Source organism: Ligilactobacillus salivarius (genome assembly GCF_035231985.1).
Lineage (GTDB): Bacteria > Bacillota > Bacilli > Lactobacillales > Lactobacillaceae > Ligilactobacillus > Ligilactobacillus salivarius.
In genome coordinates this window covers 1,671,535-1,696,630 of record NZ_CP117983.1, presented here as the reverse complement: position 1 = coordinate 1,696,630, position 25,096 = coordinate 1,671,535, and the positions used below count along the sequence as shown (strand labels likewise).

The following is a 25,096-nucleotide window of genomic DNA, read 5'->3' as shown; positions in this document are numbered from 1 at the left end:
TTAATTCCTATGATAATTCTTACAAAAAGGCAAAAAGAAATTTTATCGATATTATTACGAATATCAAATGGGACAACGATTAAACAGCTTGAAGAAAGCGTCAATGTTAGTCGAAGAACCATTTATCGTGAATTTAACGAGCTAAAATTGGATTTAGAGCGAAGAGGACTGACAATTTCTAACATTGATGGGAAATATGTACTTCAAGGACAAGAAAGAGATATTGAACAATTGCGTGAAGATATTGGTGATAGTCCTAGTCAACAAGAAATGTCAGTATCTGAAAGGCAAAGTATTTTGGCGGTAATGCTTTTACTAGAAGATGAGCCACAAAAAATTGTTAGTCTGGCGATGTCTCTAAAAGTAAGTGAAGGTACTGTACAACGAGATTTAACGGAAGTAGCCTTGGCACTTGGAAAATATGGGATAACTTTAATTAAGAAAAAAGGTGTAGGCATTTCAGTTAAAGGTACTGAATTTCAAAGACGTCAGGTACTATGCGGTATCTTATTGAGTGAGATCAATGATTATCGTTTCTTTAAGTATATTGGTGACGATCAGGATGTCGGGGGAAACAATTACTTTTTGAAATTATTACCGAAAAAAAGGATTCAATTAGTAACTCAAGCTCTAAACAAAAGTGTATTAAAAAAAATAAATATCAAGTCAGACCATCAATCAATGCAGCTGATATTATTAACAACCATTTGTTTAGAAAGAGCTGCCTCATCTGATAATTTGGGTGAAATTAAGGCTATTGATGGTTCGTTGAAATATCAATCATTGGTTTATCAATTTATGGCTGAGTATTCACAAATAGAACCATTAAAATTAGATAGAAAAGAAATTATCTATTTAGCTAATCAATTCCAAAGTTGTGATAATGAGAGTTCTCCGACATTTTATGATAATGATCAAGAACTGGCTTTATCACTACAAATAAAGTCTTTCGTTCAAACAGTTTCTGAAAAAATGAAATGGGATTTTCAACGTAATCCGGCATTTTTGAAACGTCTGACAACGCATATTGCTGGTTTAGTAAGTCATCAGGTTGAAAGGTTACCTAATACGAGAATTGAAACTTTAACTAGATTAAGCGAAAGGTATCAAGATTTATTTAATGCTATTAAACAAGCGTGGAAAGTTAGTTTTCCAGATGAAAAGTTAGCACAATCTGAACTACAATTATTGCTACTGTATTTCGCTAATGAATATACTAGTCGTCATTATCGAGGAGATTTGAAAGCGCTAGTAATTTGTGAAAATGGGATCGGTACATCATCGATCTTGGGACAAAGATTAAAGCAAGAAATTCCAGAAGTTAAGAAAGTAAAAATTTCTAAAATTGCACAACTTCAAGACCTTGATTTAAGTGGCTATGATTTAATTTTATCTACTTTAAAATTACCAGGTTTTCCAAGAAAATATCAAATAGTTAGCCCTCTATTATTAGATGATGAGATTAGTAATATTAAAGATTATTTGAAAAAATATCAGGAAAATTATATCGGCAAAGAAACAGAAAATAATAATGTTTATTTGAATAATTCTAAGTTACAACCAACTAAAAAGTTGAATGGTATTGCGATAGGGGCATTATTCTGTACGGAATTAGTAAATGGAATTGAAGTAATTACATTAAAAAATAAATCTACTGAAAACTTATCTCAAGTAATTAAAGAAATTACAAATAGAATTGGACAAGGAATAGTAAAAGATAAAAGACAAGTAGCTGAAAATTTAAAACGTAGAATAGATTTAGCTCCGATTGGAATTCCTAATAGTAACATGGCCTTGTTACATACTAGCAGCCCGGAAGTTAAACGTTGTTATTTTACCGTAATTGATTTAGACCAATCTCTAAAGATGAAAGCTATGGATCAAACTGAAATTGAAGTTTCAAGAATGTTATTAATGTTGGGACCTGAAAGATTATCAGATATTGAGCAAGATGTAATGGGAATGGTAAGTAGCATGATTGTGATGAGTGATGATACTTTGAAATTATTCGCAACTGGTACAAAGGAAGAGTTACAAAATGCGATTGCTGTAAGGTTCTTACAAGAAATAAAATCAGCTATACCAATTAGATGAAATGATTGTTGACAAGCAATAAATATTAATGTATATTGTAGCTGTTACCTTGATTTATAAGCATTTTCAATAATTTGAAATAAGAAATCAAGGTCTATACCAATTTTAGAAAATAAAGATTTGAATTTGAGAGGTAAATAACATATGTGTGGTATTGTCGGTGTTACTGGTAATAATGATGCAACAAACATTTTATTAGATGGATTACAACAATTAGAATATCGTGGCTATGATTCAGCTGGAATTTACGTAAATGATCAAAATGGTAAGGACTTTTTAGTAAAAGAAAAAGGTCGTATTTCCGATTTACGTGCAGAAGTTGGTCCAGAAGTTAAGGGTTCAACAGGTATCGGTCATACACGTTGGGCTACACATGGGATTCCTAGCAAGGTTAATGCTCATCCTCATGTATCAGCAAATGGCCGTTTCTTCTTAGTACACAATGGTGTGATTGGAAACTTTGCTCAATTACGTGATGAATACTTACAAGATGTAACTTTGGTAAGTAGTACAGATACAGAAGTCATTGTACAATTGATCGGTAAATTCTCTGATGAAGGACTAGACACAGAAGCAGCATTTAAAAAAGTTCTAGGATTAGTTGATGAAAGTTCATCATACTCTTTCTTATTGATGGATAAAGAAGAACCAGATACATTATTTGTTGCTAAGAATAAGAGTCCATTGTTGATTGGTGTTGGTAATGGTTTCAATGTTGTATGTTCAGACGCAATTGCAATGTTGAGTCAAACCCATGACTTCATCGAATTAGTTGATGGTGAAATCGTAATTGTAAAGCCTGATTCAATTACTATCAAGGACCCAGATGGAAATGTTATCAATCGTGAACCATTCCATGTAGATACAGATCCAGCCGCAGCTCAAAAGGGTGCATACCCATACTACATGCTTAAGGAAATTGATGAACAACCTGGTGTAATGCGTAACTTAGTTCAACATTATGTAGCAGAAGATGGTTCTATCAACATCGATAAAGAACTATTGGATGCTTTAGAAAAAGCAGATCGTTTGTATATCGTAGCTGCTGGTACAAGTTACCATGCTGGTTTAGTAGGTAAGGAATTATTTGAAAAATTAGCTAATATTCCAACTGAAGTTCATGTTGCTTCAGAATTTGCTTACAATCCACCATTGTTGTCAGAAAAACCATTCTTCATCTTCTTGACTCAAAGTGGTGAAACAGCTGATAGTCGTCAAGTGCTTACTCAAGTAAATGCACAAGGTTATCCAAGTTTAACAATTACAAACGTACAAAACTCTACTTTGGATCGTGAAGCAACATATACATTGTTACTATATGCAGGTCCAGAAATTGCTGTTGCTTCAACTAAAGCTTATACAGCACAAATTGCTCTAGAAGCTATCTTGGTTAAAGCTTATGGCGAAGCTAAAAACATTGATAAGGTTAAGGAATTCGATGTTGCTACTGAATTGACTAAAGTAGCTAATGGTATGCAAGAATTAGTTGACGAAAAAGGTACTGTTGAAAAGATTGCTAAGGATATGTTAGCAACAACACGTAATGCTTTCTACATTGGTCGTGGAATTGACTATGATGTAGCTCAAGAAGCAGCTTTGAAATTGAAAGAAGTTTCTTACATTCAAACAGAAGGCTTTGCTTCCGGTGAATTGAAGCACGGTACAATTGCTTTGATTGAAGAAGGTACACCTGTTGTAGCAGTAATTACAGATCCTAAGACAGCAACTCATACACGTAGTAATGCTCAAGAAGTATTAGCTCGTGGTGCTAATGTATTATTTATTGCTAGTCGTGATGTGGCTCAAGAAGGTGATCAAGTGGTATTACCAGAAGTAACACCATTGTTATCACCATTATTGGCTATTATCCCAGCACAATTATTAGCTTACTATGCATCAATCCAACGTGGATACGATGTTGATAAGCCACGTAACTTAGCTAAGAGTGTTACAGTTGAATAAAAAATATTAATATTAAAAAAGAGTTGGAATTGTCCAGCTCTTTTTTATATGCAGCATAGGTCTTATGCTATTGCATGGTAAACTAACCTGAACTCAAACCAAAGGCTGGGGGAAAATACATTTTCAGATAAATTTTAGAAAATAGTAATAAAAAGACTATCCAATAAAAATTTCTTTCACTGAATAGTCTTGACTAAGATTTATTTTGCTGATAACGCAGCCATTGTTATATAATTATATGGTTGGTTAAAGTGTGGCAAGAAGAAAATATCTAATAAACTTAACTTATCAATAGTTACATGTTCTTGAATTGCCAGTGAGAACATGTGAATTGCCATTGAAACATCTTCCGTTGAAGCTAGTTGAGCTCCGACAATTCTCCGACTTTCTTTTTCATAAACAATTCTGATCTTAACTTCTGCATTTACATCTTTAGGCATGAAAGCTGGTTTTTGTAAGTCTTCAAAGTCTGTATACTCTACATCTAAACCGAATTTTTTCGCTGCCTCTACTGATAGTCCTGTTGAAACCATCTTCAAATCCCAAATGTTAATTCCATTTGAGCCTTGTACCCCTACTGATTCAAGCTTAGTCCCAGCAAGATTGTGAGCAGCTACAATACCTGAACGAACAGCATTAGAAGCTAGAGCAATATAAGTCATTTTATCTAGAGCATTTGAGTAAATTGTGGCACAGTCTCCAACTGCATATACATTTTTATCGCTTGTTTGTCCATAACGATCTACTAAGTAAGCTCCATTTTTGAATAGTTTCAAATGATCTTTACCCAATGAATTATTAGGTCTAAATCCGATTGCATTAATCACTAAATCAACATCATATTCACCTTCAGCAGTTACAACTTGAGTTACATGATTCTGGTCATTACCTTTATATTCTGTTACTAACTCACCAAAATGATTTTCAATACCGTGATCAGCTAAGTTTTTATCCATTAAATCGGTGAATGCTTTATCATAATGAGTAGATAAGGAACGATCAGCTGCGTCAAATAGTAATACATTCTTACCCCGACGTTTAGCAGCTTCAGCAATTTCAACTCCGATATAACCAGCTCCGATAACTGCTACATTCTTTACTTCTTCTGCAGAAAGTTCTTTATCTACATCTTGACCATCTTGGAATAATTTCAAGAAATGAATTCCGTTTAAATCTTTACCAGCTACATTAGGAGATATTGGTAGAGAACCCGTTGCTAGAATTAGTTTATCGTAATCTTCAGTTAATTCTGTGCCATCTTTCTTAATATAGTGAACTACTTTTTTATCAAAATCTATATCTTTAACTTCTGCTTCAAGGGTAATTTTAGCACCTTTATTTGTGAAATCTTCTACTTTGGTATAGAACAACCCATGATAATCGTTCACTTGTCGTCCTACCCAAAGTGCTGTTCCGCATCCTAAGTAACTTAAATTAGAATTTCTATCAATCATCACTACTTCTTGATCTGGATAATTATCCAATAATGTATTAGCAGCAGCAATTCCAGCGTGATTTGTACCAATAATTACAGTCTTTGTCATCATAAAAGACCTCCTAAAATAGTTTGTAAACGTTTTAACAATTAAATTGTAACATTGTTCACAATATCGTGCAATATATTTTTTAAAATTAAAAATTCTTTTGTTACATTTCTCTTATTTTTCTCTAACAAAATATCAATGGTAAGTGGTACAACTTTGATAAAGTGACCGGAACAATGACTATAGGAGAAAAATATATTCCTATACAAGATAAAGTAGTTTGGTATTCTGATGATGGAACGATGCTATATGGTTGGCAAAATATAGATGGTAAAGTACATTATTTTGACAAAATAACAGGTAAAATGACAACGGGATAAAAGAATATAGATGGTCACTGGTACTTATTTGATAGCAAAGGAGTTATGCAACAAGGTTTCCAAAATATTGGTTATCAAAATAAAACTGTTTACTACAATGAAGACGGTTGGATGCTATATGGCTGGCAAAATATAGATGGAAAAGTATATTACTTTGATAAAGTAACCGGCAAAATGACAGTAGGACAAAAGAATATAGGCGGACATTGGTATTTATTTGATAGTAAGGGAGCTATGCAACGAGGTTTCCAATACATTGCTAATCAAAGTAAGACAGTTTACTACAACAAAGATGGTTGGATGTTATATGGACATCAGTTGATAAATGGAAAGAAGTATTACTTTAATACTATAACTGGCGCGAAAGAATAAGCTATAGTTTGTACAAGACACCTTATAATCGTTAGAAAAAAATTAACGATTGTAAGGTGTTTTTAATTTCTCGTGTGAAATTTATTGACAAAAAAGAAGTAAAATTGTATTCTTATAGTATCTTGAAATGAAGGAGTGTTAGAAAATGGCTAAAGGTTCATACCAAGCAATGTTGATGGTTCAACCATGTTACATGATGATGTGTAACATGCTTTTTGGTATGTATAATTCTAGTCAAAGACTAACATCTTCACGCTAATGATGGAATATTTAATCGTATGTAAGTAATTAGATATTTAAATCGGTGAATGCTATTAGTCGGAGACAAGACTAATAGCATTTTTATTTTGAGAACATTACATAAGAAGAGAAGGTGAGAGTATATGTGGCATACAGTTATTAGTTCTTTACCTGAGTTAATATCAGCTGGAATAAAGTACACAATTCCGTTAGCGATTATTTCATTTATTCTAGGATTGATTTTAGCTTTGGTTACAGCTTTAATTAGAATTTCGCAAACTAAAGGACCTTTCTTGGTTATCAAAGCAATTTTTAGATTTTATGTTTGGCTATTTAGAAGTACACCATTATTGGTCCAATTATTTATTGTATACTTTGGATTACCGTATCTAAAAATCAAGGGACTAGCACCAGAAGGAATAAAGTTAGATCCATTTACATCAGGAATTATAGTTTTTTCACTTAATACCGGGGCATATGCTTCCGAAACAATTCGTGCGGCAATTACCTCAATCCCTAAAGGACAATGGGAAGCTGCTGCCTCAATTGGAATGACTCATAAACAAGCATTGATGAGAATAATCATCCCTCAAGCAGCTAGAGTTTCATTGCCACCGTTAGCTAATAGTTTCATTGGTTTAGTGAAAGATACATCTTTAGCAGCTTCTATTACGATTGTGGAAATGTTTGAAGTTAGTCAACAAATTGCAGCTGAAAATTACGAGCCGTTAGTAATGTACTGCACAGTAGCAGTCTTATATGCAATTCTATGTACGGTATTATCCTTCTTACAAGGATGGCTTGAGAAAGTAACGTCACGTTATGTGGCAACTCAATAAGTAAAGTAAGTGAGGTGATTGAATGTTACGTTTAGAAAATGTGAATAAAACTTTTGGTGGTAATTTAGCTTTAAAAGATATTACGACAACATTTGAAAATAATCAGACTACAGTTTTAGTAGGTCCATCTGGTTCAGGAAAGTCAACGATGTTACGCTCATTGAATTTACTTGAGATGCCTGAAAGTGGGAAATATTATTTTGATGATTTAGAGTTGGACTTTAAGAAAGGAATCTCTAAAAAAGAGATTTTAGAAGTTCGTCGTGAAACAGAAATGGTTTTTCAAAATTACAACCTTTTTCCACATTTGACAGTTTTGAAGAACATTATTGAAGGACCAGTTCATGTGTTAAAAGAAGATAAGGAATCAGCAACTAAAAGAGCTTATGAATTACTTGAAAAAGTTGGTTTAGCAGATAAAGCAGATGCCTATCCGCAACAACTATCAGGTGGACAAGCTCAACGTGTGGCGATTGCTAGATCATTAGCGATGAATCCTAGATATATCCTACTAGATGAACCAACTAGTGCGTTGGATCCGGAGTTAGAATTAGAAGTTTTAAAAGTATTATTACAGTTAGCTAAAGAAAAACAATCGTTGATAATAGTTACACATAATTTGGCTTTCGCACAGAAAGTTGCGGATAAGATCTTATTTGTTGAAGATGGACAAATATTGTTCCAAGGTCCTAAAGATGACTTTTTCAATTCAGATAATCAAAGAATAAAGAACTTTTTATCCGCGATGACGTTAAGTAATTTAGATTAATGGAGGGAATAATAATGAAATATGGAAAATTAATTAAATCAGTTGCAGCATTTGTTGGGGTAGCTAGTTTGGGATTAGCATTTAACGTTGCTCGTCCAGCACAAGCTAGTGCAGATAAAATTTCAGCTGCTACAAGTAGTGAATTGAAGCAAAAGGGAACTTTAACAATTGGGTTAGAAGGAACTTTTGCTCCATACTCATACCGTAAAGATGGGAAATTAACAGGTTTTGAAGTTGAACTTGGTAAGGATATTGCTAAACAAATGGGCTTAAAAGCAAAGTTCGTACCAACTAAATGGGATGGATTAATTGAAGGTGTAAATACTGGCAAATATGATATTGTTTTGAACAACATTACAGTTACTAAGGAAAGACAAGCTAAATTTGGTTTCTCTACTCCATACATCTACTCTCACTTTGCTTTGATTTCTAAAAAAGGTAGTGGCTTGAACACATTGAAAGATATTAAAGGTGTAAAAATTGCTAGTGGTACAGGAACTGACAACTCTGTAGTAGCTAAGAAATTTGGTGCTAAAGTTGTTCCTTCTAGTGAATTTTCAACTTCCTTAGACATGGTTCGTCAAGGTCGTGTAAAGGGAACAATTAACTCAATGTCTGCATGGTATGCTTACAAGAAAGATGGTAAGAATGTCAAGGGACTTCAAGCTAAAGATGTTTCCAAAGATGAAAAGCCAGCTAAGATCAGTGCTTTGATGGCTAAGAAGAATACAGACTTGAAGAAAGATGTAAACAAAGCTTTGAAGCAATTACGTAATGACGGTACATTAACAAAACTTTCTAAGAAGTATGTTGGTGGCGACATTACTAAGTAAAGTCAATCTAAATTAAGTAACGGGGTTTTAGTAAGACCTCGTTTTTTTATGCCGAAAAATAAATCAGCTTACAAATTTTTGTAATTATGAATTATAATATACTTATAAAGTGAAAGGGGCTGAGAATTATGTTTCCAGAAAAATTACGTGCCTTAAGGACTGGTAAAGGTCTTTCCTTAGCTGGTTTAGCTAAAGAAATGAATGAAATGGAAAAAGGCAAGCAAGAAAAAAAGAATACAGGGCCTCAGATTGGAAGCTGGGAACGAGGCGTAAATACACCTTCATATCTTGAAATTATAAAGTTATGTCGTTTTTTTGGAGTAACACCTAACTTTTTAATCGGAGATATGAGAGGAAAAATAGATTTAAATGAACTCTTTGCCTCTAATGCACGAATGAAATTTGAAGGACGCACTCTAACTTCTGCTGATAGAACTGAGATTTATGGTTTAATTAAAGCTCATATTCGTGGAAAATATGCAGAAGTAAGTGACTTAAATGATGATGATACAGATGACCTTGCTTTACCATTAGATTAATGTAAATTTCTTGTAAAGGTAATGCTTAAAGTCACTTTAAGATAGAAAATTTTGATAAAATATACTTGGATAAAGATAATTGAAGGGAGATCAAATTACTAATTGGATATATTACAACAATTATATGGTCCATTTTTTGATGCTAATAACTGGCGAACAGTAGTCACTTCTGGTGAAGATTGGATGATCATCCTATCACTAGTATTGATTGAATGTTTATTGTCTGTTGATAATGCGATTGTTTTGGCTGCACAGACACAGGTATTACCAGATAAAAAACAACAAGAAAAATCTCTTTTTTATGGACTTTGGGGAGCTTATATATTCCGCTTCATCTTGATTGGTTTGGGAGCCTATCTAATTCATTTCTGGGAGATAAAAGTGGCAGGGGCAGCATATTTAATGTATCTTGCTGTTAGTCATTTTTATCGTAAGAAGAATCCTAAACCAAAGAAGGACGGTAAGAAAGCTAAAAAACGTATACTACCACTGTTTTGGTCTGTAGTTGTATCCATTGAAATGATGGATATTGTATTCTCGGTTGACTCAGTTTTAGCTTCATTGGCGATTTCGCCTAACCCTGTGATTGTTTTAATCGGTGGGTTAATAGGTATTCTAGCAATGCGAGGAATTGCTGAAATTATCATGAGGTTAATGGAAATTGTACCAGAATTAGAAACGACAGCATATGGTTTGATTGCATTAATTGCAATTAAACTATTCCTAACAATTCCTATGATTGATATTGAAATCCCTAATCTATTATTTGGGGTAATTGTACTAGGTTCGATTGTCGCAACTTTTATTGTTCATAGAATTAAAAATTAATATGTAAAAATGCAATGAGTTGAAGAATTCATTGCATTTTTTGGTTGATCAAGGATTATTGTGGTCAAAAAATGAGAATGTGTCACAAATAAGTAGTAGAGAGAAAGTCGATTAAACCAAGCTTTTACACGTATTGTGAAGAAAATAATTAATTTTGACACTGACAACTGTGCCAAAGTCACATTTAAAATGAATTGTATCCGCATTCAGCAAGCGTTACCATAAACTTGTAAGATAAATCAGGAAGAAAAGAGGAGAAAAAAATGCAAGAAGCAAAAAAGAAAACTTCACTTAAAGCGAAGGTTCAAAAGTTAGGTACATCGCTATCTAGTATGGTTATGCCAAACATAGCTGCAATTATTGCTTGGGGTTTAATCACAGCTATTTTTATGGAACAAGGTTGGTTCCCTAATGCACATATCGCTAAATTGATTTCCCCAATGTTAACTTATTTATTGCCATTATTAATCGGTTATGTTGGTGGACGTATGGTGTACGAAGAACGTGGTGCCGTTGTTGGTGCCATCGCTACAATGGGGGTAGTTGTTGGTGCTAAGGTTCCAATGTTCTTAGGGGCTATGATCATGGGACCTCTTGGTGGTTGGTGCATTAAGAAATTTGACCAATTATTCCAAGATAAGATCAGATCAGGTTTTGAAATGATTTATAACAACTTCTCTAGTGGTATTTTGGGAATGTTGTTAGCTATTTTAGGAACTTATGTAGTTAACCCATTAGTTGTTGCAGGTAGCAACTTCATGAGTAAAGGTGTTGACTTCATCATCTCTATTCACATGTTGCCATTAGCTAATATCTTTATTGAACCAGCTAAGGTATTGTTCTTAAATAACGCTATTGGTAATGGTATCTTGGTTCCATTAGGTATTCAACAAGCATCAACTGCTGGTAAATCAGTATTGTTCTTACTTGAATCTAACCCAGGTCCAGGTCTTGGTATTTTGTTAGCATTCATGTTCTTTGGAAAAGGATCTGCTAAAGGTTCTGCACCAGGTGCTGCAATTATTCACTTCTTTGGTGGTATTCATGAAATTTACTTCCCATACATTTTGATGAAACCAGCATTGATTTTAGCTGCAATTGCAGGTGGTGTATCTGGTACATTTACTTTCCAACTTTTAGGAGCTGGTTTAAAAGCTGCTGCATCTCCTGGTTCAATTATCGCTATTCTTCTAATGACTCCTAAGGGATCATATCTAGCTGTATTATCAGGTGTGTTCGTAGCTGCAGTAGTATCATTCTTGGTTGCTTCTATTATCTTGAAACACGATAAGTCAACTGGCGACGATTTAGCAGAAAAACAAGCTGAAATGGAAGCCATGAAAGCTGAATCTAAAGGTAAAGAAATGCCATCAAGTCAAGCTGCACAAGATTCTGTTGATAGTTACGCAGATGTTAAGAAGATTATCTTTGCGTGTGATGCCGGAATGGGTTCATCTGCAATGGGTGCTTCCTTATTACGTGACAAGGTTAAGAAGGCTGGTATCAAAGACATTTCTGTTACAAATACCGCTGTAAACCGTCTAAAAGATGAACAAGGATTATTAGTTGTTACACAAGAAGAATTAGCTGAACGTGCATTACAAAGAACACCAAGCGCAATGCATGTATCTGTAGATAACTTCTTGAGCAGTCCAAAATACGATGAAATTGTTGCAAACTTAAAGGCTCTATCTCAAATTCAAGATAAACCACAAGCAACAGAAAATACAGTAAAAAATGCAGAAGCAGGCGACTTAGGTAATGTAGATTTTGCTAAAGTTGAAGAAGTAAACTTCATTCGTCATGATCAACACATTGGTACAGTAACAATGGCTACAAGTTTGTTCAGTGATAGCATGAATAAAGCTAACAAGCAAACACCAGTTAAGGCTGTAAGAATTAATGAACTTGAAGATTCTGATAAGCACTTAGTAATCGTAACAGCAGCTGCTAAGAAGAATTTGGCAGTTCGTTACACAGACATTCAAACTGTAGTTGTAGATGATTTATTAACAGACAAGAAGTTACAAGATATTGTAGCTAAATTGAAATAAGAGGTGAGAGAGTAATGGAATTACAAGCAAATATGATTTCTTTAAATCAAGATGTTGCCACAAGAGATCAAGCAATTCGTATGGCGGGACAATTATTGGTAGATGCAGGTTGTGTTGAAAAAGAATATATCGACTCAATGATTGCACGTAATAATGATGTCTCAACATATATGGGTAATTTTATCGCTATCCCTCATGGTACGGACGAAGGTAAACAATATATTAAAAAGACAGGAATTTCAGTAGTGCAAATTCCAATGGGCGTAGACTTCAGTGGAGAAAATGACAGTGAACAATTGGTAACTGTTGTCTTTGGAATTGCAGGTTTAGGTAATGAACACTTAAATCTATTATCACAAATCGCTTTATATTGCAGTGATGTTTCAAATGTTGCTAAATTAGCAGATGCACAAACACCACAAGAAATAATTAATTTATTGAAGGAAGTTGGAAAATAATGAGAGCAGTACATTTTGGAGCAGGTAATATTGGTCGTGGATTTATTGGTGAAACTTTAGCCGCCAATGGTTTTGGAATTGATTTTGTAGATGTAAATGACACTATCATTAGTGCTTTGAATCAACGTGGAGAATATGATATCGAATTGGCTGCACCTGGTCAAAAGAAGATTCATGTAGAAAATGTTGATGGAATCAATAATGGTGAACATCCAGAAAAAGTTGTTGAAGCTATTAAGACTACTGATTTAGTAACAACAGCAATTGGTCCTAAGATTTTGAAGTTCATCGCACCATTGATTGCTGATGGTATTAAGGCTCGTAAAGATGCTGATAACAAGCAAACATTAGATGTAATTGCATGTGAAAACATGATTGGTGGTTCACAACATCTTAAAGAAGAAGTTTACAGCCACTTAGATGACGATGTAAAAGCTTTTGCTGATGAATATATTGGTTTTCCTAATGCAGCGGTAGACCGTATCGTTCCTCTACAAAAGCATGATGATCCATTGTTGGTATCAGTAGAAGAGTTCAAGGAATGGGTTGTTGATGAAAGTCAAATGAAGAATCCTAGCTTGAAGCTAGAAACAGTCCACTATGCTCCTGATCTTGAACCATATATTGAACGTAAATTATTCTCAGTTAATACAGGTCATGCCACAGTAGCATACACTGGTAAAGCTTTAGGATATGAAACAATTGGTGAAGCTATTAAGGATGAAAAAGTTCTTACACAATTAAAGAATACTTTGAAAGAAATTCGTTCACTATTATTAGCTAAGTGGGATTTCCAAGAAAAAGAATTAGAAGAATATCATGATAAGATTATTGGTCGTTTTGAAAATCCATACATCTCTGATGATATTGCTCGTGTAGGTCGTACACCTATCCGTAAGTTAGGTTATGATGAACGTTTCATTCGTCCAATTCGCGAATTAAAGGCTCGTGGCTTAAGTTACACAACATTAATGGAAACTGTGGGTAAGATTTATCACTTTGATGAACCACAAGACGATGAAAGTCAAAAACTTCAAAAGATGCTAAAAGATGAAGATTTGAAGGACGTAATTGTTGAAACAACAGGTCTTAAAGATGATGCTGACTTAGTTGCCGAAATTGCTACAAGTGTAAAAGCTGCTGATTAATTTAACATTTAAGGCAGTCGATTGATGATAAAAGTCATTGATCGACTGCTTTTTTGTTGACAAAGAAATTATTTTTATATATAGTTAGTTACATAAGTAATTAACTGAATATGAAAAAGAATTGAGGTGGAAATGAATGTTACACTTTAATTTCAATAGTACCGAACCAATATACTTGCAAGTAGCTAATCAGTTAGAGGAAGCAATTTTTACAAAAGCTTTCTTAGATGGTACACAGGTTCCTTCGACAACTGAAATTTCAAAAGAATTCCATATTAATCCAGCAACGGTATTAAAAGGAATGAATATTTTGGTTAATGATGGACTATTGGAAAAACGAAGAGGTTTAGGAATGTTTGTAACAGAGGGTGCTTATATGAAGTTACTAGAAAGAAGGAAAGAGTCTTTTTATCAAGATTATATTGTAAAAATGATACAAGAAGCTAAGAAATTAGGCATGAATGAAGATGATTTAATTGAATTAGTGAAGAGAGGTGTGGATTAGTAATGACAGGAATTAAGATTGATGGATTATCAAAGAAATTTCGTAAGAAAAATGTATTGGATAATATATCAGTAGAATTTAAACCTAATAAGATTTATGGGCTTTTAGGTAGAAACGGTGCTGGAAAGAGTACATTATTAAATATTATCGCTAATCGATTATATGCAGATCAAGGAAATTTAACACTGGACGATGAAAATTTAGTAGAAAATGACAGTGCATTAGGTAGATTATATTTGATGAATGATGTCGATATGTACAACAAAAGTATGAGATTGGACAAAATTTTCGAATATACTGAACAATTTTATGGAAGTTTCGACTATGAATATGCTGAAAAGTTAGCTGAAAGATTTAAAATTGATACTCATCAAAAATTTGGGAAATTTTCAACAGGTTATCACACAATCGCTAAGTTAATCATTGCATTATGTGTACCGGCAGATTACATCTTCTTGGATGAACCAGTATTAGGTTTAGATGCTAATCATCGAACAATTTTCTATGAGGAATTAATGACTACTTACAGTGAACGTCCACGTACATTCGTTGTAGCAACTCATTTGATTGAGGAAATTACTAATATTTTAGAACATGTCATGATTGTATCTGAAAGTAAAATTACAATTGATGAAGATGTTGAAGATATTTTGGCTAAATCACATTTGATTGTGGGACCACAAAATGAAGTTAAAGATTATGTTGAAGGTCTAAATATCGTTGGAAAAGAAAGTTTGGGTAATTTACAAGGTTACTATGTATATGGTGATTTGAATGACGATAAGATATTACCAGATACTGTACAAATTGAACGCGTTGACTTGCAAAAGATGTTTATATATTTAACAAATCAAGGTGGTGAAAATGGTGTTAACAAGTAAAGATATTAGTGTAGTTAAGTATCTATCTAGGAAATATGCAGAAGATACAGTGAAAGGGTTAGGGATATTATTTGGAATTCATATAATTGGAACTATCCTTTTGATAATGATGTCAAGTTCTGAAGAAATTCCTAGTATTGCACTCGGATTTTGGAGCAATTTTCCGTTAGCAGTTTATTTAATGGGTGCTTTATTTATAATTAGTGCGACTAATTACGAGATATTCGCATTTTTAAATCAAAATGGAATTTCACGTAAAACATTATGGAAAAATAAAATGATAGTGTTGGGGTTAGGAACTTTAATTTTAGTATTAATTGGAACTATATACGATGCAGTAGTATCAAGTAGTGGAACAAATGATTTGATAGCAATAAATTATTTAAAGGGAACTAATCCAGTAGTAAAAGCAATGGGAAGTTATCTTTTTGATGTATTAGTAACTTTTATGACAGTAACATGGATCAGTGCAATCGGGGCAGCTTGTGGGTTACTTCCTAAAAAGCATCGCGCTTGGATAATCTTTGGAATTGTAATGGCTGCATTTTTAGTAATTACTAGAATTGTTTCGTGGATTGCGATGTTACCATTTGCTTGGACAAGAGTTTTCATGGTAGTTGTAAAATATTTCTACCTATTGTTGGGAATTAGCTATCATGGAAATGAATATAGTTTTAATTTCCTACCACCAATTTTAACAGTAATTGTATTAGCGATTTTAGGAGCGTTTTTGACACGTCATCTTTTAATGAAGATGAAGATTAGAACGGAGGGATAGATATGTTAGTTGTAACAACAGAAAATATTCCAGGTAAAAAGTATGAAGTCTTGGGTGAAGTATTCGGTGTAACTACTCAATCTAAAAACTTTGTCAGAAATATTGGAGCAGGATTAAAAAATATTGTTGGTGGAGAAATTAAAGATTACACCAAGATGTTACATGAAGCTCGAATGGTAGCAATTGAACGTATGAAACAGGAAGCTACTGAAAAGGGTGCGGATGCGATTGTGATGATGCGTTTCGATTCCGGATCTATTCTACAAGATATGCAATCTGTCGTAGCTTATGGAACTGCAGTTAAATTTATTGAAGATTAAAAAAAGGTAGTATCAGAATTTCTGGTACTACCTTTTCTTATTCTCTAATTAATAATTTAATGCCATTAGGATCGAGTGTTTGAATTTTATGACCATAATCTTTAAATGGAATTTTAGCTTTTTGTAGATTTTCTTTAACTTATTTTTTATATAAAATATTGCTTACTAAAAGTAAACATAGTTCTAAGTTGCTAAATAAATAATTTTTGTTAGAATTGAAAGTGTATACATTATATTAAGGAAGTAGAAAAAATTATGAATAAACCAATGTTTTTAAAACCTGTATTCCAAGAAAAAATTTGGGGAGGAAGTCGCCTAAAGACAGAATACAATTATCCTATTCCAAGTGACCATACTGGCGAATGTTGGGCTATTTCAGCTCATCCACATGGTCCAGCAACTGTTGAAAATGGTGAATTTAAAGGACAAACATTAGATGAAGTATGGGCAAATCATCGTGAAGTCTTTGGAAATGCAGAAGGGGACGTTTTCCCACTATTGACAAAGATCCTAGATGCTAAACAAGATTTATCAGTACAAGTTCATCCTGATGATGCTTACGCTAAAGAACATGAAGGTGAATTAGGTAAAACTGAATGTTGGTATGTTTTGGCCGCTGATGAAGGTGCTGAAATGATTTACGGTCACCATGCTAAAACTCGTGAAGAATTAGCTGAGTTAATAGAAAATGGACAATGGGATAAATTGTTAAGACGAGTACCAGTTAAACCGGGTGACTTTTTATACGTACCAAGCGGAACAATTCACGCTATTGGAAAAGGTATCATGGTATTAGAAACCCAGCAAAGTAGCGATACAACTTATCGTGTATATGATTTCGATAGAGTAGATAAGACTACTGGTCAAAAACGTGAATTGCATATACAACAATCAATTGATGTAACAAACGTACCTCATGTTGATCCTAAATTAGATATTAAGGACCAAAAAGTTGGGGATGCAGATGTAAGAACATTTGTAGAAACAGATTTCTTTAGTGTTTATCGTTGGCGCTTAGAAGGTGGAGAAGCAACTTTCACTCGTAAAGCAGCTCCATATACTTTGGTTTCTGTATTAAAAGGCCAAGGTCAAATCATTGTGAATGATAAGAGTTATGAAATTGAAAAAGGCGTGCATTTCATCTTACCTTATGATGTTAAAGAATGGACAATCAAAGGTAATTTAGAAATTATTGCTTCAGAACCAGGCTCAAAAGCTTAAGCATAAAGTGATTTTCGTATTTGATAAAAAATATGGAAATCACTTTTTTAATAGACAAAAATTATAGAGAGTGATTTTTTTTGATTGTTAGTGTAAAATTTAAGTATATTTAATGTAGGAAAGAGGAATAGGGATGGAAAACAGGAATTTGCAAGATGCGAAACGCATAGTTGTAAAAGTTGGTACAAGTTCCCTGATACGTGCCAACGGAAAAATTAATTTACAAGCGATAGATGAGTTGTGTTATACCTTGAGTGGACTGGTGAATGAGGACAAAGAAGTGGTTCTAGTATCATCAGGTGCAGTAGGTGTGGGACTCGCAAATATGGGCTTGGTACAACGACCCAAGCAAATTCCTGAACAACAAGCCCTGGCAGCGATTGGTCAAAGTCAATTGATGACTATTTATCAACAAAGATTTGCAATGTACAGTCAAAAGACAAGTCAAATTTTATTGACGCATGATGTATTAACTTATCCTGAAAGTAGAGAAAACGTGTTGAATACTTTCAATGAACTTTTAAAATGGAAAGTTATACCAGTGGTTAATGAAAATGACACAGTTGCGGTTGATGAAATGGATCATCAAACAAGTTTTGGAGATAATGATTGGTTATCTGCAGTGGTTGCTTCTGGAATTGATGCTGATTTACTAATAGTTTTATCTGATATTGATGGATTATTTGATAAAAATCCTAAAAAATATGCTGATGCTAACTTAATTTCAGAAGTGACAGAAATTAACGAAAAAATCACAGGTGCTGCAGGTGGCACAGGAAGTCGTTTTGGAACTGGTGGAATGGCAACTAAGATTAAAGCAATGGATAGAATGATTAATGAAGGACGCAAAGCTGTCTTAGCTAATGGTAAGAGACCTTCAATCATTTTTGAAATTTTAAACGGCAAGCAAATAGGAACATTATTCCATAAGAAATAGAGGCGATATAGATGACTGTAGATTTAAATAAAATGGGACAGGCTGCTAGAGAAACATCTCGACAATTAGCCTTGTTGGGTGAACAAAAGAAAAATCAAGTTTTAGAAACAGTAGCCCAAGAATTATTAGCAAAAGCTGATGAAATAATAGCTGCTAACAAAGTAGATTTAGAAAATGCTACTAATATGCCTGAAAAATTCATTGATAGATTAAAGATTGATAATGACAGAATTGCAGCGATGGCAGAAGGTGTAAGACAAGTTGCACAATTAGCTGATCCAATTGGTAAGATTGATGCTGGCTGGGTTAACTATGCAGGACTCCAAATTGAAAAGAAGAGAGTTCCTCTAGGTGTTGTAGGGATGATTTTTGAAGCACGTCCTAACGTAACTGTCGATGCCTCAGCATTATGCTTTAAGTCAGGAAATGCAGTAATCTTACGTGGTGGTAAGGAAGCTTTACAAACGAATATAAAAATAACTAAAGTTATTCGTCAAGCTTTGGAACAAGAAGGAATTAATCCTGATGCAGTACAAGTAATTACAGAAACATCACATGAATTAGCAAATGAATTCATGCAACTAACAGATTACTTGGACGTATTAATTCCTCGTGGATCTGCACGCTTAATTCAAACTGTTTTGAACACAGCTAAAGTTCCAGTTATCGAAACTGGTGCTGGTATCTGCCATGTTTATGTAGACAAATTTGCCGACAAGAAAATGGCAGTAGAAATTACAACAAATGCCAAAGTACAACGTCCATCTGTCTGCAATGCAATTGAAAACTTAGTAATTCACCAAGATGTTGCTCAAGAATACTTACCAGCAATTGCTGATGAATTACAAAAGTATAATGTAGAACTTAGAGGCGATGAAAAAGTTTGTGAAATCTTAGGAGATAAAGCAACTTTAGCTACAGCTGAAGATTGGGATACAGAATACAATGATTACATTATTGCAATCAAGATTGTATCTTCAATTGATGAGGCAATTGATTTCATTAATGAACATAATACTAAACATTCAGAGGCAATTATCACTGAAAACTATACTCGTTCTCAAAAATTCTTGGACGAGATAGACGCTGCTTGTGTCTATGTTAATGCTTCAACACGTTTCACAGATGGTTTTGAATTTGGATTTGGTGCAGAAATTGGGATTTCAACTCAAAAATTACATGCACGTGGACCAATGGGATTAGAAGCCTTAACTTCAACTAAATATGTCATTCGTGGTAATGGACAAATAAGAAAATAATTATTTATTTTTCTAAAGCTTTTTGACGTTTAAAAGTTGATTGTATATAATTAAAGTAGTTGACAACCTAGATAAAACCTTCATGGAGGAAATGTGGAAATGCAAGAAAAGCAGGAGATAATGTTATTTGCCTTAAATTCTAATCCAGAATTGGCACAAAAAATTGCTGATAACTTAGGTGTTAAATTATGTGATGCTTCCGTAAAACACTTTAGTGACGGTGAAATTCAAATCAACATCAACGAAAGTGTTCGTGGTAGAGATGTATTTGTAATTCAATCTATATCTGATCCAGTTAACGAAAACTTTATGGAAGTTATGATTATGATTGATGCTTTACGTCGTGCAAGTGCAGGTACAATCAATGTGGTTATACCTTACTATGGTTATGCACGTTCTGATCGTAAGGCACGTTCTCGTGAACCAATTACAGCTAAGTTACTAGCTAACTTCATTCAAATGGCAGGTGCTGACAGAGTTGTAGCAATGGACTTGCATGCTGGTCAGTTACAAGGATTCTTCAACATTCCAGTTGACCACTTACTTGCAATTTTTGTACAAGCTCAATACTTTGGCGATTTGGGATTGAAGAAAGATGTAGTAGTTGTTGCTCCAGACCATAACGGTGTTAAGGGTGCACGTAACCTTGCTCAATTATTAAAGGCTCCAATTGCCATTGTAGATAAGCGTGGAACTGAAAGAATTGCAGAACCAACAGAAGCACATGTAATTGGTGATGTTAAGGGTCATAACTGCATTGTTTATGATGATATGATTGATACAGGTGGTAAGATGGTAGACGCTGCTAAAGCTTTAAAAGCAGCTGGGGCAGCAGATATCTATGCTTGTGCTACTCATCCTATCTTCTCTGGAAATGCTGTAGAAGAATTGAAGGTTTCTCCATATAAGGAAGTTGTAGTAACAGATACAATTGAGGTGCCAGAAGAAAAGCAATTTTCACAATTGAAAGTTTTATCAGTAGCACCTACAATTGCTAAGGCTATTTCATTGATTAATAGTAATAAATCAGTGGATTCATTATTTCAAAAGCATGAAATTTAATTAATATATAGACTTTAAAACCCCATAATTGTTGATAAAACCAGCAATTATGGGGTTTTTGTATCTAATTTTTAATGTTTAACGCCGCGATAACTATGATTGCCTTTTATTTTATGTACGTGTTGCTTAAATTTAGGACCATTATTGCTAGTTAGGCGAAAATTCTTCATTTTGCCAATAAATGGTTTATTTTCAGAACGAATTTTAGTCCAAGTTTGCATAGCTTCAGTCATTGCCTTTAAATCTTCTAATTGTTTGTCATTTTTCTCGCGTAAAGCAACAACATAAATATCAGTTTGCAAGCGATTGGTCAAGTTGATGTGATAATTTAACAAGTCTTGCGTTAAAGGTGCGTGACGATAAGAATTAAATAGTTTTTGAATAGTTTCCATAGCCTCGCGTACAGTTTGAGGTTGGACATAACGTTTTTTTGGTTGCATAATAAAATCCTTTCTTAGAATTTATTATTATTGTAACTCAATTTAAAGCTATGACCAAAAAAATGATAAACTAGGGAAGAGAATAAAAAAGTGAGAGGTGAAAATTTATGAGTTTAGGATTTATTTTAGGTGATGCTACTAAAAATCATCGTCAAGTATTGCTAGAACAAATAACTAACTGGCAAGCAGAAGATCCACAAGCCAAGATTTACTACATAGTTCCTAACCATAATAAATTTAGTGCTGAAGTAAAAGTATTAGACTATTTAAAAAGCCAGCAAGATAATCAAGACTTGTTTGCGACAAGTAATGTACAGACTTTCTCATTTACACGTTTAGCTTGGTATTTCATGAAAGATACTGCTACATATCAAGTTAATAGAATAACTAATGCTGGCTTGAATATGATTGTTTATCGTAGTCTGCAAGAACATAGTGATGAATTGACAATTTTTAAAGGTGAACAGACACAACCTGGTTTTATTGCTCAATTGGTATCACAATTGATAGAACTACAACAATCTTGCATTACATATGATGATATAGAAAGAATGAAAGAAAATTTAAGCCAACAAGATACAGCTGATAGTGCAGAGTTGGAAGCTAAATTACATGATATAGCGATTATCTATCGTGATTTTATGCAGATGACGGACAGTAAGTATTTAAAACCTGCTGATATTTTGCCAAGTTTGACCCAGTACTTACAAAATGAAGATCTAAGCAATAGTTATTTTATTATCGAGGGATTTTCACAATTCACAGCTCAAGAACAGGCTATAATTTCAGTTTTACTTCAACGAGCTAAAGAAGTGAGAATTGATTTGATTTTGAATCGAGGAGTGACTGATATTGAAGATTTAAGTGATAAGCAGTCATTATTTTATCGATCAGAGAGAACTTACTATTTACTTTATCAACAGGCTAGAAAAGCACAGGTCAAAATTCTGAATGATGTTTATCCACAGGAATTACGTGTGGAAACTCCTGAATTACAATCCTTGGCTAAATATTGGAAAGAATCCACAGATTTAAAACCAATTAATGTTGAAAAAATTGGGGATAATCATAATTTACAAGTCATAAAAGCTGATACAAGAATGACGGAAATAAGAGAAATTGCCACAAGAATAAAACAAATGGTAGCTTTGAAAGACTATCGTTATGCAGATTTCTTGCTATTGACGCCGGATTTGAATAAGTATCGAAATATCATTGAACCTATTTTTAATGACTATAAGGTTCCAATCTTTGTGGATTTAGCTAAGAAGATGATTGATCATCCACTTGTGGAATTGTTGACAGCTTTATTCAATGTGAAAGCACGTCACTATCGTTATGTGGATATGATGAGGCTTTTAAAAACTGAATTGTTAATTCCCAAAACAGAATATGGTTATTTAGGAATTAAACAATTCAGACAAGATTTAGATTTAACTGAAAACTTGATCTTAAAATTTGGTTTTGAAGGAAGTCAATGGCTACGTAAAGATGATTGGGTATATTATCGCTTTGGAAGTTCTGACTTTGGTACTCAAACTGATATCCAAGAGAAAATAACTAAGCAAGTTAACGTTATTCGTCGTTATATTAAGGAAATTTTACCACCATTCTTCAAACAATTAGATGAAGCCGAAAATGGTAAAGAAGCGGCACAAATCTTGATGAACTTTTTGATTATTAATGGTGTTCCAGAACAGTTGATTAATTGGAGAAATCAAGCACTAGAACAAGGTGACATGGTGATGGCAGATCGTCCCGAACAGGTGTGGAACTTATTTTGTGCATTAATGGATGAATATGTAGATACTTTAGGAGATCTATCATTTAAGGAAGAAGATTTCTTGAACTTACTACAAACAGGATTTGAAGGAGCTACTTATCGCCAAGTTCCATCAACACTTGATCAAGTTATTATTTCTGAAACAACTGCGACACAAATGAATGATAGAAAAGTAACATTTATCTTTGGTGCTACGGACTTAGTAATGCCTAATCGCATTCAAAATACAATGTTACTGACAGATATGGATAGAGAATTAGTTCAAGGAACACTAAATGATGAGAAATATTTATCTGACACTGCTGAAGGGCGAATGGCAGCAGAACCATTTATGAACTATTTAGCATTTATGACACCTAGGGAAAGATTGTACTTCTCTTATCCAGTTGCTGGAGTCAATGAAGATGGATTAAGAATGTCTCCATACGTAAATCGCATCATGAAACAATTTGATTTACCACTGTATGAAGCTAATGGTGAACCAACATTAGAAGATAAAAAAGTCTTGAAATTTGTGGCAACTAAACGGACGGCTTTGAGCAATTTAATTGGAGTAGCTCGTCAAGCTAAAGGGCAAAAGCAACCTTTACCTGTAATGTGGAGATATGTCTATCAGAAGTTACAAGAAGATGCTACTTATCGTAGACTTACGCGTAAATTGATGGCAGGGATCGAATATAGTAACATTCCTGAAAGATTAAAGACAGAATACGCAGAAAAATTATATGGTAAGACTTTGAATACCTCTGTATCTAAATTTGAGGAATTCTTCAAAAATCACTATGCCTTTTTCTTAAAGTATGGATTGAAATTAAAAGAACGTGACGTGTTTGAATTATCACCAGCTAATACAGGTGAATTCTATCATATGGCCTTAGATAAACTATTGAAGACTCTTAAACAAGATAAAGTCTCAATTGCTGATATAAATAAGCCTCAGTTTGACTCATATCTTCAACAAGTTCTAGGTGGCATGGAACAATTACCACAATTTCAAATTTTACAAAGTTCAAACAGAATGCAATTTATCTTGAAGCAACTTGGAGCTACTGTAAGTCAGATGGGCTGGGCTTTACATAACCAAGGCCAAAGAACAAAAATGCGTCCGTTAGAAACAGAAGTATTGTTTGGACACGTAGGAACAGAAAATGGTTTGAAAGCTTTGACTTATGACTTAGGTAATGGTCATAAAGTTAATGTACGTGGAAAGATTGATCGAATCGATCAAATGATTATAGACAATCAACGTTATTTAGGAATTGTTGACTATAAATCAAGTAGTCATAAATTTAATTACCAAGATGCCTACTATGGATTAGCTTTGCAGATGTTGACATATTTAAATGCCATGTTACAAAATACAGACTTATTGCTTGATTTAAATACTGGAGAAGAGATTAAACCAGCTGGAGCAGTTTATATGCACTTGCAAAATCCTGTTATCAAGCAAAAGGATATTTTGAAAAATCCATATAGCGAAGTATTGTTGAAACAAAATAAATATGATGGCTTAGTTTTAGATGATCAAGAATTATTAAGTAATTTAGATACATCAATTGAAAAATCTGGTAATTCTATCGTATATCCTGTTAGAAAATATGCAGATGGTCATTTTGGAGGAGTTAAGAATAGCGGTAATGTAATCACTTTTGATAATTTAATGTTACTTCTAAAACGAAACGAAGAATTAATTCAAGAAGCCGCAAAACTTATTCTTGCTGGTGATGTGGCATTAAATCCAGTTCTATGGCCAGATAGACGATCAGCATTACAATACTCACCATATAAGGCGATTATGCAATTTGATGAACTCTTAGGGAATCAATATTATCGTTTACCAAAAGAAAATACCACTGATATTCTCCAAAAATTAGCACAAGAAAATTCAACAGAAAGTGAGGTTTAAACTA

General features: G+C 33.7%; 23 protein-coding genes and 1 pseudogene. 22 read left to right on the top strand and 2 right to left on the bottom strand.

What is annotated here, in order from left to right; genetic code table 11:
• Positions 1–9: 9 nt before the first annotated feature.
• Both PTA89_RS08300 and glmS read left to right on the top strand, forming a co-directional pair.
• On the top strand, positions 10–2,094 hold the full coding sequence (locus PTA89_RS08300) for a BglG family transcription antiterminator (RefSeq protein ID WP_324177207.1): 2,085 nt from the start codon (positions 10–12) through the stop codon (positions 2,092–2,094).
• A gap of 144 nt (positions 2,095–2,238) precedes the next feature.
• Entirely contained in the window at positions 2,239–4,056 is a 1,818-nt protein-coding gene (gene glmS, locus PTA89_RS08295) for a glutamine--fructose-6-phosphate transaminase (isomerizing) (RefSeq protein WP_268857411.1), read from the top strand.
• Between the two features lie 200 nt (positions 4,057–4,256).
• On the opposite strand, the gene nox is transcribed toward glmS, so the two are convergent.
• Positions 4,257–5,600 (bottom strand): H2O-forming NADH oxidase, encoded by a 1,344-nt coding sequence (nox, locus tag PTA89_RS08290; protein WP_069468895.1) that lies wholly within the window; start codon positions 5,598–5,600, stop codon positions 4,257–4,259.
• Between the two features lie 176 nt (positions 5,601–5,776).
• On the opposite strand from nox, the gene PTA89_RS08285 reads away from it, so the two are divergent.
• From PTA89_RS08285 to PTA89_RS08195, 19 genes and pseudogenes are all read left to right on the top strand, one after another.
• Positions 5,777–5,920: a hypothetical protein gene (locus PTA89_RS08285; RefSeq protein WP_268857410.1), complete on the top strand. Its 144-nt coding sequence runs from the start codon at positions 5,777–5,779 to the stop codon at positions 5,918–5,920.
• A pseudogene (locus tag PTA89_RS08280) lies at positions 5,921–5,968 on the top strand (hypothetical protein); the annotation flags it as partial. It abuts the gene before it with no gap.
• Positions 5,966–6,292 carry a hypothetical protein gene (locus tag PTA89_RS08275; protein WP_324177206.1) on the top strand — a complete coding sequence of 109 codons (327 nt, stop codon included), beginning with the start codon at positions 5,966–5,968 and terminating at the stop codon, positions 6,290–6,292. The pseudogene PTA89_RS08280 and the gene PTA89_RS08275, both read left to right, overlap by 3 nt.
• 383 nt (positions 6,293–6,675) lie before the next feature.
• Positions 6,676–7,371 carry an amino acid ABC transporter permease gene (locus PTA89_RS08270; protein WP_003701033.1) on the top strand — a complete coding sequence of 232 codons (696 nt, stop codon included), beginning with the start codon at positions 6,676–6,678 and terminating at the stop codon, positions 7,369–7,371.
• Positions 7,372–7,393: 22 nt separating this feature from the next.
• On the top strand, positions 7,394–8,140 hold the full coding sequence (locus PTA89_RS08265) for an amino acid ABC transporter ATP-binding protein (RefSeq protein WP_081509972.1): 747 nt from the start codon (positions 7,394–7,396) through the stop codon (positions 8,138–8,140).
• Between the two features lie 14 nt (positions 8,141–8,154).
• Positions 8,155–8,973 (top strand): transporter substrate-binding domain-containing protein, encoded by an 819-nt coding sequence (locus PTA89_RS08260; protein ID WP_134354576.1) that lies wholly within the window; start codon positions 8,155–8,157, stop codon positions 8,971–8,973.
• A 128-nt stretch (positions 8,974–9,101) separates the two neighbouring features.
• Positions 9,102–9,512 carry a helix-turn-helix domain-containing protein gene (locus tag PTA89_RS08255; RefSeq protein ID WP_324177205.1) on the top strand — a complete coding sequence of 137 codons (411 nt, stop codon included), beginning with the start codon at positions 9,102–9,104 and terminating at the stop codon, positions 9,510–9,512.
• Positions 9,513–9,614: 102 nt separating this feature from the next.
• Entirely contained in the window at positions 9,615–10,340 is a 726-nt protein-coding gene (locus PTA89_RS08250; RefSeq protein ID WP_014568795.1) for a TerC family protein, read from the top strand.
• A 263-nt stretch (positions 10,341–10,603) separates the two neighbouring features.
• Complete coding sequence (locus PTA89_RS08245) at positions 10,604–12,394, top strand: PTS mannitol transporter subunit IICBA (protein ID WP_324177204.1); 1,791 nt, start codon at positions 10,604–10,606, stop codon at positions 12,392–12,394.
• A 14-nt stretch (positions 12,395–12,408) separates the two neighbouring features.
• Positions 12,409–12,852: a PTS sugar transporter subunit IIA gene (locus PTA89_RS08240; protein WP_003701041.1), complete on the top strand. Its 444-nt coding sequence runs from the start codon at positions 12,409–12,411 to the stop codon at positions 12,850–12,852.
• Positions 12,852–14,000, top strand: coding sequence for a mannitol-1-phosphate 5-dehydrogenase (locus tag PTA89_RS08235; protein WP_003709429.1), 1,149 nt, complete (start codon positions 12,852–12,854; stop codon positions 13,998–14,000). The genes PTA89_RS08240 and PTA89_RS08235 overlap by 1 nt, the downstream gene beginning before the upstream one ends.
• A gap of 136 nt (positions 14,001–14,136) precedes the next feature.
• Positions 14,137–14,505 (top strand): GntR family transcriptional regulator, encoded by a 369-nt coding sequence (locus PTA89_RS08230; protein ID WP_003701043.1) that lies wholly within the window; start codon positions 14,137–14,139, stop codon positions 14,503–14,505.
• A 2-nt stretch (positions 14,506–14,507) separates the two neighbouring features.
• A complete protein-coding gene (locus tag PTA89_RS08225) occupies positions 14,508–15,386 on the top strand; it encodes an ABC transporter ATP-binding protein (RefSeq protein ID WP_324177203.1) in 879 nt (292 codons plus the stop codon).
• The gene (locus tag PTA89_RS08220) at positions 15,370–16,164 is read left to right on the top strand and encodes a hypothetical protein (RefSeq protein WP_324177202.1); all 795 of its coding nucleotides are present in this window, start codon (positions 15,370–15,372) and stop codon (positions 16,162–16,164) included. The genes PTA89_RS08225 and PTA89_RS08220 overlap by 17 nt, the downstream gene beginning before the upstream one ends.
• A gap of 2 nt (positions 16,165–16,166) precedes the next feature.
• Positions 16,167–16,484, top strand: coding sequence for a heavy metal-binding domain-containing protein (locus tag PTA89_RS08215; protein WP_003701046.1), 318 nt, complete (start codon positions 16,167–16,169; stop codon positions 16,482–16,484).
• Between the two features lie 255 nt (positions 16,485–16,739).
• Positions 16,740–17,705, top strand: a complete 966-nt coding sequence (gene manA, locus PTA89_RS08210) for a mannose-6-phosphate isomerase, class I (protein ID WP_324177201.1) — start codon at positions 16,740–16,742, stop codon at positions 17,703–17,705.
• A 133-nt stretch (positions 17,706–17,838) separates the two neighbouring features.
• Positions 17,839–18,642, top strand: coding sequence for a glutamate 5-kinase (proB, locus tag PTA89_RS08205; RefSeq protein ID WP_003701050.1), 804 nt, complete (start codon positions 17,839–17,841; stop codon positions 18,640–18,642).
• Between the two features lie 11 nt (positions 18,643–18,653).
• On the top strand, positions 18,654–19,901 hold the full coding sequence (locus tag PTA89_RS08200; protein ID WP_324177200.1) for a glutamate-5-semialdehyde dehydrogenase: 1,248 nt from the start codon (positions 18,654–18,656) through the stop codon (positions 19,899–19,901).
• Positions 19,902–20,000: 99 nt separating this feature from the next.
• Positions 20,001–20,963: a ribose-phosphate diphosphokinase gene (locus PTA89_RS08195; protein ID WP_003705524.1), complete on the top strand. Its 963-nt coding sequence runs from the start codon at positions 20,001–20,003 to the stop codon at positions 20,961–20,963.
• Positions 20,964–21,034: 71 nt separating this feature from the next.
• Here PTA89_RS08195 and PTA89_RS08190 read toward each other — a convergent pair whose 3' ends face one another.
• On the bottom strand, positions 21,035–21,403 hold the full coding sequence (locus tag PTA89_RS08190; RefSeq protein ID WP_324177199.1) for a hypothetical protein: 369 nt from the start codon (positions 21,401–21,403) through the stop codon (positions 21,035–21,037).
• A gap of 107 nt (positions 21,404–21,510) precedes the next feature.
• Here PTA89_RS08190 and PTA89_RS08185 point away from each other — a divergent pair, with 107 nt between their 5' ends.
• Positions 21,511–25,092 (top strand): PD-(D/E)XK nuclease family protein, encoded by a 3,582-nt coding sequence (locus PTA89_RS08185; RefSeq protein ID WP_324177198.1) that lies wholly within the window; start codon positions 21,511–21,513, stop codon positions 25,090–25,092.
• Positions 25,093–25,096: the final 4 nt, after the last annotated feature.